We start from the raw sequence: 17,697 nt of genomic DNA on the forward strand, positions 1-17,697 counted from the left end.
CAAGCCCTCTTATTGTTATGCAGGCGTGCGTGAGCCAAGGCTCAGAACGGATAAGCCGGTGGCGTGTTTTTCACGGTGACCCATTGCCACTGACTGTATTCGTCCCAGTCGGCCGGCCCGCCAACACTGCCGCCATTGCCCGATGCACCGCGACCGCCGAAGGGGTTGATGCATTCGTCAGCCACGGTCTGGTCGTTGATGTGCAGCAGGCCGCAGTCCAGCCGCTCGCCAATGGCCATGGCACGCCCCACCGACGGCGAGATGATGGCGGCCGAAAGGCCGTACTCGGTGCGGTTGGCCAATTCGATAGCCTCTTCATCGGAGGCAAAGCTGACCACCGTCGCCACTGGGCCGAAAATTTCATCTTCAAAGGCACGCATGCCCGGCCGCACGCCACTGAGCACCGTGGGCTGGTAGAACAGCCGGTCATAGTCACCGCCCGCCTCCAGCTTTGCCCCCGCCTGCAGGCTGTCGCCGACGATCTCGTGCACGCGCTGCAATTGGCGCTGGTTGATCAATGGGCCGAGCGCGGCTTCACCACGGGCAGCGTTGCCCACGGTAAGTGCCCGGGCCTTGTCGACTAACTTGCGCGTCAGGCTGGCGGCAATAGATTCATGCACCAGCACCAACCCGGTCGCCATACAGATTTGCCCTTGGTGCAGCCAGGCCCCCCAGGCGGCATTGCTCGCGGCCAGGTCGAGGTCGGCGTCTTCGAGAATGATCAACGGGTTCTTGCCACCCAACTCCAGCGCCACTTTTTTAAGGTGACGACCAGCCACCTCGGCGACTTTGCGCCCCGCCGCCGTGGAGCCGGTAAACGCGATCATCCTGACATTCGGGTCGCGACACAGCGCCTCGCCGGCCGGTGCGCCGCCGGGCAGCACGTGCAGCAGGCCCTTGGGCAGGCCCGCTTCTTCGAATAGCCGGGCGATGAGAAAACCGCCGCTGACCGGGGTCTGCGGATCGGGCTTGAGCACCACCGCATTGCCCGCGGCCAGGGCCGGTGCCACCGAGCGCAGCGACAGCACCAGGGGGAAATTGAAGGGGGAAATCACCCCGACCACGCCATGGGGCTGACGCCGGGCATAGGACAGGCGCCCCGCCGCGCTGGGCAACACCACCCCGTGGGGTTGGGACAGCAAGCCCGCCGCCTGGTGCAGCAATACGATCGCCTCGCGTACTTCGTGCTCGCCCTTGAACAGCGCAGCCCCGGTTTCCCGGGCGACATACAACGCCAGTTCGGCGAATGACCGTTGGGCCACCTCGGCAGCCTTGCGAAATACTTCGGCACGCTCCCGTGGGCCGAGTGCGGCCCATGCCGGCTGGGCCAGGGCCGCACGGCGGCTGGCCACGGCGATGTCGGCCGGGCTGGCCATGGCGCAGTGCATCAGGGGCTCGCCGGTGGCAGGTTCGATCACGGGGATCACGGCTCCCGAGGCGGGAACCCAATCGCCATCGAACACACATTCGGACTCGATGGCCCGCTGTAGCAGGTGGGTGGTTTCAGACACTGACATGGCAACTCCCGGTTCTTGTAATTGTCATCGCCTGCACGCATGCAGACGCCGCATCAAGCCTTGAGCAAAGGCTGTGCCGCTTGCGCGGGACGACGCTGACATAAACCGCCGAGGGCTCTGGATCGCGACCTGCCACGTGCCGTACAGCGTCCACCCACCGATCGATTGCAAAAACCGCCCCACCACCACTTGTTCAATTGATAAGGTTATGTTTAATAACTATCTCGGCAGTGACTCATATCGATCACTCGCTTTGCAGGGGCATAACAATGACTAATCCCCATAGCGCGCAGCCCGACAACCGAGCAACCACCGCGCACTATCATCCGCGAGGCGACAGCCGTCATCTCAGCGACAGCAGCTCACCCACGCCTGCGGAACTGACCGACTGCCTGTTTTTTTCTCCGGAAGACGGCCGCATCTGGCTCAACGACCAACGCATGTTGCTGCTGCACAGTTCCGCCTTCGGCGCCCTGCGCGCAGAGGTCATCGAGCGCCTGGGGCTGGAACAGGCGCGCGGTCTGTTCACACGTACCGGTTATGCCTCGGGCTTGCGGGACGCTCGCTTGATCCGTGAACGCTGGCCCCAGGCCGATGCCGCGGCGGTATTTCGCGCCGGCACCCACCTGCACACCCTGGAAGGCATGACCAAGGTCGAACCGTTGCACTTTAAGTTCGACGCCGACTCGGGGTTCTATGAAGGCGAGTTTCTCTGGCACCACTCGTGCGAGGCCGATGAACATGTGAGCGCCTACGGGATTGGCCAGGACCCGGTGTGCTGGACTGAGACGGGCTATGCCATCGGTTTCGTCAGCGGCCTCTTCGGGCAAATGGTGATTTTCCGCGAGGTGCAATGCCGAGGCATGGGCCACAGCAGTTGCCGGGTGGTGGGCAAGACGGCCGAACAATGGGGTGATGTCGAGCAGGACCTGCGCTACCTGAATGTGTCCCAACCCGTCGCCAGCCCTACCACCGCCCCTGCGCGCCAGAGCCCGGCAGGCAACCCTGCCGGCGTCAGCCAGGCACAAGCCTTGGTAGGCGCCAGTGCGGCGTTCAACGCCGCGATGCAAGCCCTGCAACGCGTCGCGCTGACCCCTGCCACCGTGCTGATCAGCGGTGAGTCCGGCGTGGGCAAAGAGATGTTTGCGCGCCAGCTGCACCAACTCAGCTCTCGCCGCGAGAGCCCGTTTGTGGCCCTCAATTGCGCAGCCATCCCAGACAACCTGATCGAGGCCGAACTCTTCGGTGTCGAGCGTGGCGCGTACACCGGCGCCACCCATTCGCGTCCCGGGCGTTTCGAACGGGCCCAGGGCGGCACGCTGTTTCTGGATGAAATCACCAGCCTCAGCCTGGCGGGGCAAAGCAAACTGCTGCGGGCCTTGCAGGAACGCGAGATCGAACGGGTCGGCGGCGTGCGCGGCATCATGGTGGACGTGCGGGTGGTGGCCGCGACGAATATCGATCTGCGCAAAGCGGTGGCTGACGGCACGTTTCGCGAAGACCTGTTCTACCGGCTGAATGTCTACCCCATCGCGCTGCCGCCGCTGCGGGAACGCCGGGATGACATCCCGCTATTGATCAACGCGTTCCTGACGCGCTTCTGCCAGGAATACGCCCGGACACCCGCCGGCTTGACCATGCGCGCGCTCAAGGTACTGCTGCGCTACGATTTCGCGGGCAACGTGCGTGAGCTGCAAAACCTGATCGAGCGCGGCCTGATCGCCAGTGACGAAGGCCAAGCCATTGACCTGGTGCATCTGTTTCGCAACGAGCCCCTGCCGGCGGATCCCTATGGCCTGGACGACCACGGCAGCCTGTCCAACACTGCGCCGGCAAGCCTCCCTGCCCTGCTGGACACTCTGGGCCAGCTCGACCAGGGCTTTTCCATTGAAGGGCTTGAGTCGCGCCTGATCCAGGAGGCGCTGCAACAGCACGCCGGCAACCTGGCCGCCGCAGCCAGACGCGTTGGGCTCAGCCGTGCGCAATTTGCGTACCGCTTGAAGAAATATCAGCGGCAAACCCCTCAAGCACGGGAGAGCAATGGCCTGACCTGAGAATGAGTGCTTTAAAAGTTTTATCCAATTAAGTATTTTGCAGGAACACCGGGCTGACTAACGCCCTCTTTCTTACGCATGTTTTTTATTTTCATGACAAGGACCTTCAGTGAGCGGACTGCGTGAACGCCAGAAAGCCGAACGACGGCAAGCCATCAGCAAGGCGGCCATCGAACTGTTTGAGCGCCAGGGTTTCCAGAACACCACCATCGAACAGATCGCCGGCCAGGCAGGCGTCTCGGCACCCACGGTGTTCAAGTATTTCGGCAACAAGCAGGAAATCATCCTGGAAATTCTGCACCAGGCCGATCAACGCGCCATTACCGACACCCGCAGCCGGATCCAGGAAATCGAAGACCCGGTTGAAGCGCTGTGTCATCTGGAGCGGCTACTGACGGGCTACGCCCTGGAAGTCATGCACCCGAGCCTTTGGCGCGAGCTGTTGCCGTTGATCCTGTTCGGCGGCAACAACGAACTGCCTGCCGGCTACCGCGCCATGAACGACGCGCTCAGGGCCGAAATCAGCCAACTGCTGCGGGAACTGCAACTGGCCGGCAAATTGCGCCCCCAGCTCGATGTCGAATTGGCCGCGTTCCTGTTGAACGACTATTCGCACCTGCAGCTGTTCAGGCTGGTGAACCAGGAACAGCCGGATATCGAGGCGCACTCCTTGCAGGTCAGGCGTATCACCGAGCTGCTGTTTTATGGCATGCAGGCCTGATAGGACGTGCCTGCAGCGCAGCATGGTTGTCTACACAAATCGCGATGCGAAGCTAGCCGCTTTTGATCCTTATCTCAGGCCCCCAAAAATCAATATCGGATTACGGGGGCGAACCCCCTCGCGGAGGGCCCGTTGGATAGTCGTCGGCTTCCGAGCCGTCACGGGAGCAAGCTCCCTCGCCACAGGTTCATGGCCACATCAAAGTTGTGTAGCGCAGGCGAGCCGGCTCCACAGGCAAGCAAAAGCTGCAATGCAGCATGGTATCTACACGCATCACGATGCGAAGCGAGCCGCTTTTGATCTTGATCTCAGGCGCCCCGTCAAACCACGCTGGCCGGAATTCGATATTGATTTGGGGGGTAAACCGGCAGGGATGCCGGTTTAGCCGCCCCGCGCCATGGATGGCGCGTGGCGGCGGCCCCCCAAATCAATGTCGGATTGCGGGCACACCGAGCCTGGGCGAGGTGCCGAGTGGTGGGGCAAGAGCCCTTTGGTTACTTTGGGGCTTTTCCAAAGTGACCCGCCGTAAGGGCGGAACCCTAAGCCGTCGTTACCGCAGCAATGGATATGTACTCGTTCCATTCCAACATCCTGGTCGGCCCAAAGGCCGCCAACCGGGGCGACCTCCCTCGCGGAGGGGCAGTTGGATAGTCGGCGGCTTTCGAGCCGTCACGGGAGCAAGCTCCCTCGCCACAGGGTCACGGCCACTTCAAAGTTGTGTAGCGCAGGCGAGCCCGCTCCACAGGCAAGCAAAAGCAGTTCTGCCTTTGCTTTCCTTTTAAGCTCAAGCGCCGTCAAACATGCTGGCCGAACCCAGGCTTTGGAGCGTGCCAGCAGATCAACGGTTGGTCTTGATGGCCGTCCAGGTACGGTTACGGATCCGCTCCACCGCGGCCGGCACCGGCTCCAGGGCGAACAAAGTCTTGCGTGCCTCGTCCGGCACGTACATGTTCGGGTTATTGCGGATACCGGCATCCACCAACGCAGTGGCGTCCTTGTTCGGGTTGGGATAACCGATCTGATTGCTGATACGAGCAATCACGTCCGGACGCAGAATGTAATTGATGAACACATGAGCCTCCTCCGGATCAGGCGCATTGGCCGGGATCATCATCACGTCCGACCACATCGGCGCGCCCTCCTTGGGCAATGCCATCTCGACCTTGACGCCCTTGCCGGCGGCATCCGCCAATCGCTTGGCCAACGCCACACCGCCGGACCAGCCCACACCGATGCAAATATCACCATTGGCCAGGTCCATGCCGTAGCGCGACGAGTTGAAGTACGTGACGTAGGGGCGGATTTTCATCATCAAGGCCTGGGCCTGCGGGTAGTCCTCGCGTTTCTGGCTGTTGGGGTCCAGGCCCTTGTAGTGCAGGGCAATCGGCAGGATTTCATTGCCGGCATCGAGAAAGCCCACGCCACAACTGGCGAGCTTGGCGAGGTTTTCTTCCTTGAAGATGATGTCCCAGCTATTTATCTGCACATCGGGGCCGAGGGCTTTGCGGACCTTGTCGACGTTGTAGCCGATCAGCGTGGTGCCCCACAGGTAAGGTGCGGCATAGCGATTGCCGGTGTCCCCCACAGCCTCCAGGGAGTGCATGAATTGCGCGTCCAGGTGCTGCCAGTTGGGTAACTGCTTGCGATCCAGGGGCTGGACGGCGCCGGCCGTGATCAGATGCCCCAGGTTGGCGGTGCCGGGGAATACCACGTCATAGCCGGAGTTGCCGGTCAGCAGCTTGGACTCCATGGTTTCGGCACTGTCGAACACATCGTAGATCGGACGAATACCGGTTTCGTCCTGGAAACTCTTGAGCACTTGCGGCGGCAGGTATTCGATCCAGTTGTAGATCCGCACGGTCCGCTCTTGCGCCAGGCAAAAACCACTGATCAACAGCGAAGCGACAGTGCCCAGCAAGGTATTACGCAAAAACCTGTTCATATAAAAACACTCCAGCGCGGCCACGATGGCTCGCAGCACTTAATAGCGATAGGTGAAATACAATTCCAGCGCGCTGAAGCGCTGGTCGTTGCCGAAAACCTGCTTGGCGGCTGCCAGTGGCTTGACCCAGTTGTAGGACAGCGACGTATAGAACGATGGTGTTGGCGTCCAGTCGAGGAACACCACGCTCTCATCGGCAAAACGCCGGTCACTGACCGTCGCGCCCATGTAGTTTTTCTGATCCAGCCAGAACTGGTAGTGAATCGCGCCGAGGGTCAGGGTTTCGTTGAGGTGGGTCTTGAGGGAGAACTGCTGGACATTTTCGTTGCTGTTGAACAGCAGGTAGTTGCCGACCACATCCCCCACAAGCCAGGTGCTCCAGTCAACGAACCCCTTGCTCAGCGGGTCCCAGGCTTTCTGGCGGTTATCGGCGAGGTTGTCATCACCGGAAAAGCTTGCGTAGCGGTAGCCGACCACGGGTGTCAGCGGCAAGGTATTGAAGGCATAGTCGGCCTGGCCATACCAGGCGCTGGCGTCGTAATCGACACCCTCGCCGCTGCCTCGCTCCAGCGCATACTCGGCATTCAGGGTGAGCGCCGGCACGCCGGGCACACTGGCCTTGAGCGCCCTAAGGTTGTACACCAGCATCCCATCCCGACGCCGTGGCAGCGTGCTCCCTCTGGGGCCGAGGGCATTGACCTTCATGGCCATGGCCCCCAGTGTCACCTGGTTATCGACGTTGTAATCGAGGTTGACCCCGGTCATGCGCCAATCACCCAGATCATCGTCAGTGCGCAAGGTGAATGCCTGAGATTTCAGCGCGCCGTGATCCCAGGCCAGGATCGCCGAGTCCTTGAAGGCCGTGCGCGGGCCGAGCCAGTAGGCGCCGTCCTTGTGCTGATCGAGATTGCCGTCCATCACGATAAAGCCCGTACCGATCATGTAGTTCTGGCGACCCGCAGTAAGCGTCCACTCGCCGGCGCGGAAACCTGCGTAGAGTTCTTCGACGGCAGCCTTGCCGTCAGAGCTGCGGGTGAAGCCGCCCGCATCGCCATCACCGAAGGTGCTGGCTGCCACCAGGGCACCGCCCGCCAGCAGGCTGAAGTCGGGTTGCAGCACATAGTCGAGCTTGACGCCCGGTTTTACGTAGACCTCTTGCCAGTTGATCGTCGCGCCGCCATTTTTACCGCTGCGTGAATCGACTTGACCGCTGCCGAAGTTGACGCCACGGGTGAACAGCGTCGCGCCGCCTGCGGTGAGGTTGACTTCGCCCTTGAGATTGCCGTCCTCAAAGGTGTAGCCCGCCAACGCGATGTGGGGGATCAAGGGTAAGCCGAGCGCCAGCAGCGCTCGAGAGAAACGCGGGGTGAAAACCATAAGAAGCTCCTGTGGAATTATTGTTGTTACAGGGCAGTCAATGGCGACGCAGCGCGCCGCCAGCACCCGGCGAGGCCGGGTGAATAGAACGCAAGATTCTTATTGTTTGGCGTGTATCAGTGGCTCAGGTGCGCGGCAATGGCGCGCAGCATGCGCACGCTGTCGGTATCGAACGGGCTCACCGCATCCGCCAACGACGATTGCTTGACGATCACCACACCGGAGGGTTTGTCGATGAACAGGTACTGGCCGTGAATCCCGCCGGCCATCAGGGCCTGGCTGTGGTCATTGAACACGTACCACTGGCTTCGGTAAGAGGCGCCCGGTGTCCAGCTGGAGAACTCGGTGTTTTGCGCGTAGATCGCCGGATCAGACCCGGCGGCAATGCGCGCCACGGTCTCAGGCGACAAGAGTTCGCAGCCATCATGGCGGCCATCGTTGGCCAGTAGTCGACCGAAACGCGCCATGTCTCTCAAGGTGGCACTGAAGCCCGCGCCCGCCACATTCCGTCCCCACGGATCGGCCATGAAATAGCCGTCCCGGTCACACCCCAGGCGCTCCCAGATCCTTTCCAGCATCTGGCTGCAGGCCTTGCCCGAGGCGCGCTCCATGACCCACGCCAACGCTTCGGTGGTCGCCGTCACGTAATGGAAAAAACCACCGTGGCTCCCGCGCTTCCTGAGTGACGGCAAGTATTGATACAGCGATTCGAATTGGGCGTACTGCGCGGGTGCCGGTTGAAAGCCGCAGGCATAACCGTATTGCGAACTCTCGGAGTTGGGGTCGTCATAGACCTCGCTGTAGTCGATGCCCACCGCCATGTCGAACAACTGGCGCACCGTCGCATCGCCAAATGCGCTGCCCACCAGCTCGGGCACGTAGTACGCAGCGGGTAACTCGGGCTTGAGCGCGCCTTGGGTGACCAGTTGTTCACCCAGGGTGCCGATCAGCGATTTGGTCACCGAGAACATGATGTGGCGGTCATCGGCGCGCTGGCCGTTGAAGTAACGCTCGAACAATACCGTGTCGCCCTGCATCACCAAAAAAGCGTCGGTCTGGCTGGCGACAAGGTGATCGATAACGCTGATGCTCAGCCCGCACTCACTGTCGAAACACAGCGCGTCCAGTGCTCTTGGGGCCTGCTTGAGTTGCCCCGCAGATGCGGTGCCCGCCTGCACATCGATGGTGGGACGCAGGCGCGCCAGATGACGGAACCCCCACTGGCTGAAGGGTGGACGCATCCAATTGCTCCACGTGACCCGGTGTTTCGGCTCAGCCGGAAAGCCCTGCATCAATTCGGGTGCCCACTGAGGCACGGTTAAGGACTCGACCGTCTGGACATACAGACTGGCCAATGAGCGCGTGATTTTCTGACCCATGGTGTAACCCTGGAAGTGACTCTGCATGCGAGCAGATGCGCAGCAATAATTAACCGGCAATTATTTTTTAGTCAATAAAATATTTTATCGACAAACAGAAATGATCACTCCACCAGCAGCACCCATTAAAAAAAGCAGCCCTTTGGCACCGATAACATCGTTTCTCGGGCGCCCCACCAATCCCTATATTGGCCCGCACTATCTGTGTGAATGACTCAACGTTCACCCCTCAGTGCGAGTAGCCTCAATGAACAAAAAACCTGACAGCGCAGGACTTGATAATGCGGGCGCCGGGACCCGGGCGGTCTGGGGCGGGGAGCAAGTCAGCCACCCTTACAACGCCACCCAAACCCCTATCGTGGCCAGCGCTGCGTATGGCTACGACGACATTGATGCCTGGTATGACGTTGCATTGGGCAAAGCCCCAGGCTTTATCTACAGCCGCATGAGCAACCCGACGGTCGAGACTCTCGAAGCCAAGATTGGCGAGTTGGAAATGGCCGAATCCGCCGTTGCCTTCAGCAGCGGCATGGCCGCGATCAGCAGCGTGCTTTACACCTTCCTGGCCCATGGCGACCGCGTAGTCTCCACCAAGGACAGCTATGGCGGCACCAACAAGATTTTCGAAGAGTTCCTGCCGCGCACTGGCGTGGCGGTCACGCTGTGCGAGACGTTCGATCATGAGCAGATCGAGCGCGAAATCGCCAAAGGCTGTCAGGTGCTGTACCTGGAAACGCCCACCAACCCGACCCTGAAAATCCTCGATATCCAACGGCTGGTCGCGGCGGCCAAGCGCGTCGGCGCCCTGGTGGTTGCCGATAACACCTTCGCCACGCCACTGAATCAGAACCCGCTGGCGCTGGGGGTGGACGTGGTCATCCACAGCGCCACCAAATTCCTCAGTGGCCATGGTGATGTGCTGGGCGGCCTGGTCTGCGGCAAGGAATCGTTGATGGCCAAGGTTCGGCATTACCGCGAAATCAACGGTGCGACACTCGACCCGTTCTCGGCCTACCTGATCATTCGCGGCATGAAAACCCTGGTACTGCGCATGCGCCAACAGCAACGCAGCGCTTGTGCCCTGGCGGAGTTCTTGTGCACCGAACCCTTGGTGTCATCCGTCAATTATCCCGGCCTGCCCGGGCACCCGAACCACGCGGTGGCCTGCGCGCAAATGGCTGGCTTCGGCGCCATCGTCAGTTTTGTACTGGTCGGCGGCATGGACACCGTCAAGGTACTGCTGCCACGCCTGCGATTTGCGCACTGCGCCGGCAACCTCGGTGCGGTGGAAACCATTTACGGCCCGGCCCGCACCACCAGTCATGTGGAGAACACGCTGGAGGAACGGCTGGCGCTGGGCATCTCGGAGGGGCTGGTGCGGGTCTCGGTCGGCATCGAGGACACCGATGATCTGCTTGATGATTTGAAGCAGGCGTTCGCATTTGTGCGCTGCCTGCGCGAGGAAAACAGCCAGCGGAGTACCTGCGCCGAAGCCGCGAACTGACCTTTCAAACCTCACGACAGGGCCGTCTGTGAGGCGTTTCATGAAGAGGAATAATAATAAGACTTAGCGGCAACGTTCCTACCTGCCCTAACAACTTTCATGAGAACAACCATGTCCACAAAAGAAGAAAAACTCAACACGCGTGCCGGCTTCAAACAGGAAATGCAAACCCGCCATATCGTCATGTTGGCACTCGGTGGAGTGATCGGCACCGGGCTGTTTCTGACCTCCGGATACACCGTCAACCAGGCCGGCCCGCTCGGTGCGGTCATCGCTTACGTCATTGGCGCACTCATGGTCTACATGGTGATGATGTGCCTGGGCGAGTTGGCGGTGCAGATGCCCGAAACCGGCTCGTTCAGCAGTTACGCGACGCGGTTTCTCGGCCCGGGTACCGGCTATACCGTGGCATGGCTGTATTGGCTGACGTGGACGGTGGCCATCGGTTCGGAATTCACCGCTGCCGGTATCCTGATGACGCGCTGGTTCCCCGACACGCCGGTATGGATCTGGAGTGCGCTGTTCGCCGGCGCGGTGTTTTTCACCAACGTGGTGTCGGTCCGTTTGTTTGCCGAAACCGAGTTCTGGTTGTCCCTGATCAAAGTCGTGACGGTCGTGGTGTTTCTTTTGATCGGCGGCGGCGCCATTCTCGGGCTGCTCAATATCGATCAGGTCCACAGCATCGGCCTGGGTAACTTCACCCGCGAAGGCCTGTTCCCCACTGGTTTCATGTCGATTGCCATGACCTTGCTGGCCGTGTCGTTCGCATTTTCGGGCACCGAGCTGATCGGTATTGCCGCCGGTGAAACCAAAGACCCGCAACGCAATGTGCCACGGGCCATCCGCACCACCGTGCTACGCCTGGCGATCTTTTTCGTCGGCACGATTTTCGTCCTGGCGACCCTGTTGCCCCGCGAACAGGCCGGATTGGTGGAAAGCCCCTTCGTGACCGTATTCACCTATATCGGCATCCCCTACTCCGCCGACATCATGAACTTTGTCATCATTACTGCGCTGTTGTCGGCCGCCAACTCCGGGCTGTACGCCGCCTCGCGGATGCTCTGGACCTTGAGCGACCAGGGCCATCTGCCCAAGCAGTTCTCCCAACTGACCCGCATGGGCACGCCGTTGAATGCGATTGTGTTGAGCATGGTCGGCGGCGGCGCCTCACTGCTCAGCAGTGTGTTCGCGGCCAACACCGTGTACTTGGCGCTGGTTTCCATTTCCGGGCTGGCGGTAGTGGTGGTCTGGATGAGCATCGCCGCGAGCCAGATCGCCTTTCGCCGCCAGTATGTGGCCAATGGCGGCGATGTGCGCGACCTCAAGTTCCGGGTGCGCGGTTACCCGTGGATTCCGCTGGGCGCGTTGGTGTGCTGCACCCTGGCGTGTGTGGGGATCGCGTTTGACCCGGAACAGCGGGTCGCGCTGTACTTCGGTGTGCCCTTCATCGCCTGGTGCTACTTCGTGTATTACATTACCCGCAACAGCCGCGAGCGACGCCTGTCGCTCGCCTCCACGGTTCGACCGTCCGATGCGTTCTAGGCGCGCTCGACGGTGTGGCCCAGCGTGCTCGGCACAGCGTCGATAAGGTACAGACCATGAAGCAAAAGCCACTCCCTCCGTTGAATTGGCTACGGGCCTTCGAGGTGTCCGCTCGATGCCTGAACTTCACTCACGCCGCTGACGAACTGTGTTTGACCCAGGGTGCGGTCAGCCAGCAGATCCGGCAGTTGGAAAGCCATCTGGGGGTGGCGCTGTTCAAGCGGTTGCCGCGTGGCCTGGGCCTGACCGAAGAAGGCCAGGCCTATCTGCCGGTGGTGCAGGATGCGATCACCCGGCTGGCAGTCGGCACCAATGAGATTTTTGGCCAGCACAAACGCCGGCCGATCAAAGTGCGTGGCAGCCTGGCGTTTTTCGTGCACTGGCTGGCGCCCAAACTGGTGGGCTTTCGTCAGACCCATCCGCATGTGGATATCCGCTACATCAGCAATATCTGGGTCAAGGAGCTGGATGGCGAAGACGATATGGAGATTCGCTGGGGCCATGGCCAATGGCCCGGCCTGGTTTCACAGCGCCTGACCTGGGACACCTTGTTTCCGGTGTGCTCGCCCGCCCTGATCGCACGTTCGCCGCTGAACACTGCCCAGGACGTAGCCCAGCACACACTGCTGCATGTGCTGGGCTACGAGGAGGGTTGGGGTTACTGGTTGAAGATGGTCGGCGCGGACACCGTCGATTCGTCATGCGGCTTGCAGTTCGACACGCTGATCTCGACCTTGCGCATGGCGGAGCTGGGGCAAGGGATTGCACTGGCACGCTCCTCGATGGTCGACGAAATGCTTCAGGACGGGCGCCTGGTCGAACCCTTCGACCAGCGCATCGAAGCCAGCGAATCGTTTTACCTGGTAAGGGGTTCAGGCGCCGACGAGCATCCCGACGCCGTGATGTTTTCAACCTGGCTGGTCGAGCAGGCACACCGATACAAATAGTGGCCGGAGCCAAAGCATGCACTATGTGAGTACCCGAAATGCCGCCGTACGGGTCGACTTCGAAAAGGTCGTATTGTCCGGCATTGCCGACGACGGCGGGCTGTTCGTCCCCCTGGACCTGCCGCAATTCGAACCCCAGGACATCGCGAACTGGTCTACCTTGCCCTACGACGAATTGGCGTATCGGATCTTGCGTCCGTTCATTGGGGACGCCATTCCCGAGCCGGATCTCAAGCGCCTGCTCAAAGAGGCCAGCCGCCGTTTCCAGCACCGGGCCGTAGCGCCTTTGCATCAGGTCGACCGCAATGAATGGGTACTGGAGCTGTTCCACGGCCCTACCCGCTCCTCGAAGGATTTTGCCGCGCAGTTGCAGGCGCAGTTGGTGCAATACTTTCTGCACCAGCGCGCCCGACGCGCAGTGATGCTCGGCGCCACCAACGGCGATACCGGCCTGGCGGCGATCGAGGCGTTCAAAGACTGTGACGAGGCCCATCTGGTAGTGCTCTACCCGGAGCGCGGGGTGCCGCAGCACCAGTTGCACGCGCTGTGGGCGGTGGCGCGGCCCACTGTGCATCTGTTTGCGGTCGACGGCAGCTTCGACGAGTGCCAGGGCATTGTCAGCCGCCTGTTCAAACAGTGGCCGTGCCCCCAGTACGAGGCGATCAGTTTCAACTCCAGCAACTGGGTCAACGTCCTGGCACAACTGGTGATGTATTTCCACGCGGTGCTGCAACTGGGCGGCGGTCAGCGGCCGATCGGTTTCAGCGTGCCGGCGGCGAGTTTCGCCGAAGTCTATGCAGGCTACGTAGCGCAGAAGATGGGCTTGCCCATCACGCAGATTATCGTCGCCACCAATACCAACGATGCCCTGCACCAGTTGTTCCTGAAGAACCATTATTCCAGGCTGCGCGCCAACCAGACCCGGTCACCGGCGATGGACCTGTCGACGTTCTCCAACCTGGAGCGTTTCCTCTGGGAAGTGTATGAGCATGATCATCAGGCGGTCAGCGCGTTGATGCTCGAGCTGGAAACCCATGGCGAGATCACCCTCGCCAACGAAAGCTGGTTACGCGCACGGATGATCATTGACTCCTACGCAGTCAGCGATGAGGAAACCCTGAATGAGATGATCGCGCTGCATCGCGACACCGGCTACATCGTCGACCCGCACACGGCCACCGGCGTGATTGCCGCTCGCCTGTACCGGCGCAGCCTGGTGGCGCCGATGGTTACGCTGGGGGAAATTTCCCCGGTCAAATCGGCGGCGCTGCTCGCCGAACTGGGGATCTGCCTCCCGCAGCCGGCCAGCCAGGGCGAGCAACCGGTACGCCCACCGTGTCATCGGGTCGCCCCCGATGACATCACCGCCCTTCTTACCGTGCTCGACACGCTATGAATGCGTGGCAAGTGGAGGCCCCATGAAGCGCATCCTGGACCCTCTTGATGAGCGCATCATCGCCGAGCTGCGGCTTAACGCACGGGCGGCCCACGCCGAGCTGGCGGCCAAGGTCAACCTGTCGCGCAACGCCGTGCGCCAACGGATCGAACGGCTGGAACGCGACGGTGCGATCCTGGGCTATACCGTCCAGACGGGCGACGGACGACACGCCTCCTCACAGATCAACGCAGTGATTTTCGTCTATCGCTATGACCGTATGCGCGGGGAGGACGTCCTGCAGGCCCTGCGCGCGATCCCTGAAGTGATCCAGTGCGATGTCATGAGCGGCGAGTTCGACCTGATGCTGCGCGTCGGCGCAACCAGCCCGCAGCGGGTGCATCAGGTGTGGAATCAGATCTCGGCACTGGCGGGCGTGGAAAACACAGTGACTTCGTTCGTTTTGTCCTCCGTCGTCTGAACCGGTTTTGGCTTGGAAAAAGGCCAACTCCGGTTAATGCCAGCCAGTCAAGGGTGAACGCTGTATGTGTGGCGAGGGAGCTTGCTCCCGTTGGGCCGCGAAGCGGCCCCGCTCTCTGTTTACAAAGCATGGGACTGCTGCGCAGTCCAACGGGAGCAAGCTCCCTCGCCACAGGTTACTTTCCAGCCTTTCTCCTTCTTAACTGACTGGCATCAGTCAACTCCGGTTGGCTTTTTTTATGCCGGTCGTGCGTGCTTCCCCTTGGTCAAAACGCCCATGAAATAGAGCAAATCGGCATATTTCACTGCCCTGGGCGCGCCCCTAATCTAGAGCCCTACCCCTCCTCACCCAGATCAAGGGCAATAAAAAAAATGACTGAATATAAACTCGCGTTGGTCGGCTTTGGCGGTGTCAATCGTGCGTTGGCGCAATTGATTGCCGAGCGCAATGAGCGCTGGAAAACCGAACTGGGCTTCAGCCTGAAAATCGTCGGCGTCACCGACCTGTTCCTCGGCTCGCTGATCAATCGTCAAGGGCTGGACGCGGCCTTATTGGCAGGTCTGCCGGTGGTCAAGGGCGCCCTGGCGCAACTGCCGGGTGGCAACGCATTGGCGCTCAACGAGGTGGTGATCAAGGACTCCGGCGCGGACATCATCGCTGAGGCGACATTTACCAACCCGGTGGACGGCGAACCGGCGACGTCCTTTTGTCGCTGGGCGCTGGAGAGCGCCAAGCACGTAGTGACCACCAACAAAGGGCCGATTGCCCTGCACGGTGCTCAATTGAAAGCCTTGGCCCAGCGCAATCACGTGACCTTTGAATATGAAGGCTCGGTCATGAGTGGCACACCGGTGATCCGCCTGGCCAGGCAGTTGCTGGCGGGCAGCACGATCAGCGGTTTCGAGGGCATTCTCAACGGCACATCCAACTTCGTCCTGACCCGTATGGAGAGTGGCTTGGGTTTTACCGAGGCGGTCGAGCAGGCCCAGGCGCTGGGGTATGCCGAAGCCGACCCGACGGCGGATGTCGAGGGGCATGACGTGCGCCTCAAAGTGGTGATCCTCGCCAACGAACTGCTGGATGCGAAGCTCAGTGTCAGCGACGTGCGCTGCCGCGGTATCAGTGCCCTCACCCTGGACGACATCAACCAGGCCCGCCAGAACAATGCACGCTGGAAGCTGATCGGCGCCGCCACCCGCCAGGCCGACGGATCGGTCAGTGCCAGCGTCGAACCGCGCCTGCTGGACAACGCTCATCCGTTGGCCAGCATCGGCGGGGCCACCAACGCGGTGTCGTTCAACACCGACCTGATCGGCACGGTGACGGTGTCAGGGCCGGGCGCCGGGCGTACGGAAACAGCCTTCGCGCTGCTGTCAGACATCATCAGCCTGCATCAGGCTGCCGCACAGAACCGGGAGTAAGCCCATGAACGTATCGAACCTGGCCCGGGCAGTCGTGGCACCTCAGATCCAAGTCCTCAACCCTTACAACGGTACGCTGATCGACAGCGTGGCTGATGTGTGTGCCTCGCAGGTACCGCAGTTGCTGGCGCGGGGCCGCGACGGCGTGCAGGTGTGTGCGGGGTTGCCGCGTTATCGCAGGGCGCAGATTCTCGAACAGACAGCTTTGCACGTCGAACGCGATGCTCAGGCATTTGCCCGACTGATCGTCGAGGAAGCCGGCAAGACGCTCAAGCAGGCCGAAAAAGAGGTCAAGCGCTGCGTCAACACCCTCAAGCTGTCCGCCGAAGAGGCCAAGCGTAATGCCGGCGAGGTGATCCCCTTTGATGCCTATGAAGGCTCGGCGTCGCGCCAGGGCTGGTTCTCCCGCGAGCCTCTCGGTTTAATCGTCGCAATCACGCCGTACAACGACCCACTGAATCTCGTGGCGCATAAGCTTGGCCCCGCCATCGCCGGCGGCAATGCGGTGATTCTCAAACCCTCCGAGCTGGCGCCGTTATCGGCGATAAAACTGGTGTCGTACCTGGTCGAAGCCGGCTTGCCCGAATCCGTGGTCACGATGGCCACCGGCGGCGCGGAACTGGGCAAGGCGCTGGTGGCAGCGCGAGAGGTGCGCATGATTTCCTTTACCGGAGGCTTTGTCACCGGCGAGCAGATTGCCCGCACTGCGGGCTTGAAGAAACTCGCGATGGACCTGGGCGGCAATGCACCGGTGATAGTCATGGACGACTGTGACCTTGAGGCCACCGTGGCGAGTTGCGTGTCCGGCGCGTTCTGGGCAGCGGGACAGAACTGCATCGGTACTCAGCGGCTATTGGTGCATGCGTCCATTTATGCAGCGTTCCGCGCGCGCTTCGTCAGCCAAACCGAAGCCTTGGTGGTCGGCGACCCTATGCTCGCCAACACCGATATCGGCCCGATGATCACTCAACAAGCAGCACAGAATGCCGAGCGTGTGGTCGCTGACGCCCTGGCCCAAGGCGCCACATTGCTTTGTGGGCATCGACGCCAAGGCGCCTGCTACGCCGCCACCATTCTGGAAAACGTCGATCACGCCAGCCAGATCTGGCGCAACGAGGTTTTCGCGCCGGTGGTGGTGCTGCAGCGTTTTGAATCCTTCGATGAGGCCATCGCGCTGGCCAACGAACCCGAGTACAGCCTCCACGCCGGGATCTTTACCCGCGATCTGGCCACCGCCATGAGCGCCGCACGCCGGATCGAAGCCGGCGGTGTGATGATCAACGATTCGTCCGACTATCGCTTCGATGCGATGCCGTTTGGCGGCTCCAAATACGGCAGCCTGGGCCGTGAGGGGGTGCGTTTCGCCTATGAAGAAATGACCCAGCCCAAGGTGGTGTGCTTGAACACGCTGGCTTGATCGATTCAAGCACAGCCCAA

At 61.2% G+C, this 17,697-nt stretch carries 13 protein-coding genes; 9 read left to right on the top strand and 4 right to left on the bottom strand.

The annotated features are described in order from the left end of the window. Nucleotides 1-41 precede the first annotated feature (41 nt). Nucleotides 42-1,517 carry a benzaldehyde dehydrogenase gene (locus tag M5B97_RS20510; RefSeq protein ID WP_248732502.1) on the bottom strand — a complete coding sequence of 492 codons (1,476 nt, stop codon included), beginning with the start codon at nt 1,515-1,517 and terminating at the stop codon, nt 42-44. Between the two features lie 269 nt (nt 1,518-1,786). On the opposite strand from M5B97_RS20510, the gene M5B97_RS20515 reads away from it, so the two are divergent. Together M5B97_RS20515 and M5B97_RS20520 are read left to right on the top strand one after the other, a co-directional pair. Beyond that, the gene (locus tag M5B97_RS20515; protein ID WP_248732503.1) at nt 1,787-3,571 is read left to right on the top strand and encodes a sigma-54-dependent Fis family transcriptional regulator; all 1,785 of its coding nucleotides are present in this window, start codon (nt 1,787-1,789) and stop codon (nt 3,569-3,571) included. A 109-nt stretch (nt 3,572-3,680) separates the two neighbouring features. After that, nucleotides 3,681-4,292, top strand: a complete 612-nt coding sequence (locus M5B97_RS20520) for a TetR/AcrR family transcriptional regulator (protein WP_248732504.1) — start codon at nt 3,681-3,683, stop codon at nt 4,290-4,292. Between the two features lie 838 nt (nt 4,293-5,130). Here M5B97_RS20520 and M5B97_RS20525 read toward each other — a convergent pair. The 3 genes from M5B97_RS20525 to M5B97_RS20535 all read right to left on the bottom strand — a co-directional run bounded on the left by M5B97_RS20525 (nt 5,131) and on the right by M5B97_RS20535 (nt 8,990). Beyond that, nucleotides 5,131-6,234, bottom strand: coding sequence for a polyamine ABC transporter substrate-binding protein (locus tag M5B97_RS20525; protein WP_248732505.1), 1,104 nt, complete (start codon nt 6,232-6,234; stop codon nt 5,131-5,133). Between the two features lie 39 nt (nt 6,235-6,273). Continuing rightward, a complete protein-coding gene (locus M5B97_RS20530) occupies nt 6,274-7,611 on the bottom strand; it encodes a hypothetical protein (RefSeq protein WP_248732506.1) in 1,338 nt (445 codons plus the stop codon). Between the two features lie 116 nt (nt 7,612-7,727). Then, nucleotides 7,728-8,990: a serine hydrolase gene (locus tag M5B97_RS20535; protein WP_248732507.1), complete on the bottom strand. Its 1,263-nt coding sequence runs from the start codon at nt 8,988-8,990 to the stop codon at nt 7,728-7,730. 247 nt (nt 8,991-9,237) lie between these two features. On the opposite strand from M5B97_RS20535, the gene M5B97_RS20540 reads away from it, so the two are divergent. The 7 genes from M5B97_RS20540 (at nt 9,238) to M5B97_RS20570 (ending at nt 17,677) form a co-directional block, all read left to right on the top strand. Further along, entirely contained in the window at nt 9,238-10,494 is a 1,257-nt protein-coding gene (locus M5B97_RS20540; RefSeq protein ID WP_134657128.1) for a cystathionine gamma-synthase family protein, read from the top strand. Between the two features lie 111 nt (nt 10,495-10,605). Then, on the top strand, nt 10,606-12,036 hold the full coding sequence (locus M5B97_RS20545) for an amino acid permease (protein ID WP_134657127.1): 1,431 nt from the start codon (nt 10,606-10,608) through the stop codon (nt 12,034-12,036). Between the two features lie 56 nt (nt 12,037-12,092). Continuing rightward, a complete protein-coding gene (locus tag M5B97_RS20550) occupies nt 12,093-12,983 on the top strand; it encodes a LysR substrate-binding domain-containing protein (RefSeq protein WP_134657126.1) in 891 nt (296 codons plus the stop codon). A gap of 16 nt (nt 12,984-12,999) precedes the next feature. After that, on the top strand, nt 13,000-14,379 hold the full coding sequence (gene thrC, locus M5B97_RS20555) for a threonine synthase (protein WP_248732508.1): 1,380 nt from the start codon (nt 13,000-13,002) through the stop codon (nt 14,377-14,379). Between the two features lie 22 nt (nt 14,380-14,401). Continuing rightward, nucleotides 14,402-14,839: an Lrp/AsnC family transcriptional regulator gene (locus M5B97_RS20560; RefSeq protein ID WP_123716339.1), complete on the top strand. Its 438-nt coding sequence runs from the start codon at nt 14,402-14,404 to the stop codon at nt 14,837-14,839. Nucleotides 14,840-15,210: 371 nt separating this feature from the next. Beyond that, the gene (locus M5B97_RS20565; RefSeq protein WP_248732509.1) at nt 15,211-16,260 is read left to right on the top strand and encodes a homoserine dehydrogenase; all 1,050 of its coding nucleotides are present in this window, start codon (nt 15,211-15,213) and stop codon (nt 16,258-16,260) included. Between the two features lie 4 nt (nt 16,261-16,264). Then, nucleotides 16,265-17,677 (top strand): aldehyde dehydrogenase family protein, encoded by a 1,413-nt coding sequence (locus M5B97_RS20570; RefSeq protein WP_248732510.1) that lies wholly within the window; start codon nt 16,265-16,267, stop codon nt 17,675-17,677. Nucleotides 17,678-17,697: the final 20 nt, after the last annotated feature.

Origin of the sequence: Pseudomonas sp. MWU13-2517 (assembly GCF_023242545.1) — a bacterium.
Classification (GTDB): Bacteria; Pseudomonadota; Gammaproteobacteria; order Pseudomonadales; family Pseudomonadaceae; genus Aquipseudomonas.

Bases quoted from the DNA above. Each gene is read 5' to 3' on its own strand.
- M5B97_RS20560 (WP_123716339.1), top strand. From the start codon at position 14,402: ATGAAGCGCATCCTGGACCCTCTTGATGAGCGCATCATCGCCGAGCTG.
- M5B97_RS20515 (WP_248732503.1), top strand. From the start codon at position 1,787: ATGACTAATCCCCATAGCGCGCAGCCCGACAACCGAGCAACCACCGCG.
- M5B97_RS20540 (WP_134657128.1), top strand. From the start codon at position 9,238: ATGAACAAAAAACCTGACAGCGCAGGACTTGATAATGCGGGCGCCGGG.
- M5B97_RS20510 (WP_248732502.1), bottom strand. From the start codon at position 1,517: ATGTCAGTGTCTGAAACCACCCACCTGCTACAGCGGGCCATCGAGTCC.
- M5B97_RS20565 (WP_248732509.1), top strand. From the start codon at position 15,211: ATGACTGAATATAAACTCGCGTTGGTCGGCTTTGGCGGTGTCAATCGT.
- M5B97_RS20530 (WP_248732506.1), bottom strand. From the start codon at position 7,611: ATGGTTTTCACCCCGCGTTTCTCTCGAGCGCTGCTGGCGCTCGGCTTA.
- M5B97_RS20550 (WP_134657126.1), top strand. From the start codon at position 12,093: ATGAAGCAAAAGCCACTCCCTCCGTTGAATTGGCTACGGGCCTTCGAG.
- M5B97_RS20545 (WP_134657127.1), top strand. From the start codon at position 10,606: ATGTCCACAAAAGAAGAAAAACTCAACACGCGTGCCGGCTTCAAACAG.
- thrC (WP_248732508.1), top strand. From the start codon at position 13,000: ATGCACTATGTGAGTACCCGAAATGCCGCCGTACGGGTCGACTTCGAA.
- M5B97_RS20525 (WP_248732505.1), bottom strand. From the start codon at position 6,234: ATGAACAGGTTTTTGCGTAATACCTTGCTGGGCACTGTCGCTTCGCTG.
- M5B97_RS20570 (WP_248732510.1), top strand. From the start codon at position 16,265: ATGAACGTATCGAACCTGGCCCGGGCAGTCGTGGCACCTCAGATCCAA.
- M5B97_RS20535 (WP_248732507.1), bottom strand. From the start codon at position 8,990: ATGGGTCAGAAAATCACGCGCTCATTGGCCAGTCTGTATGTCCAGACG.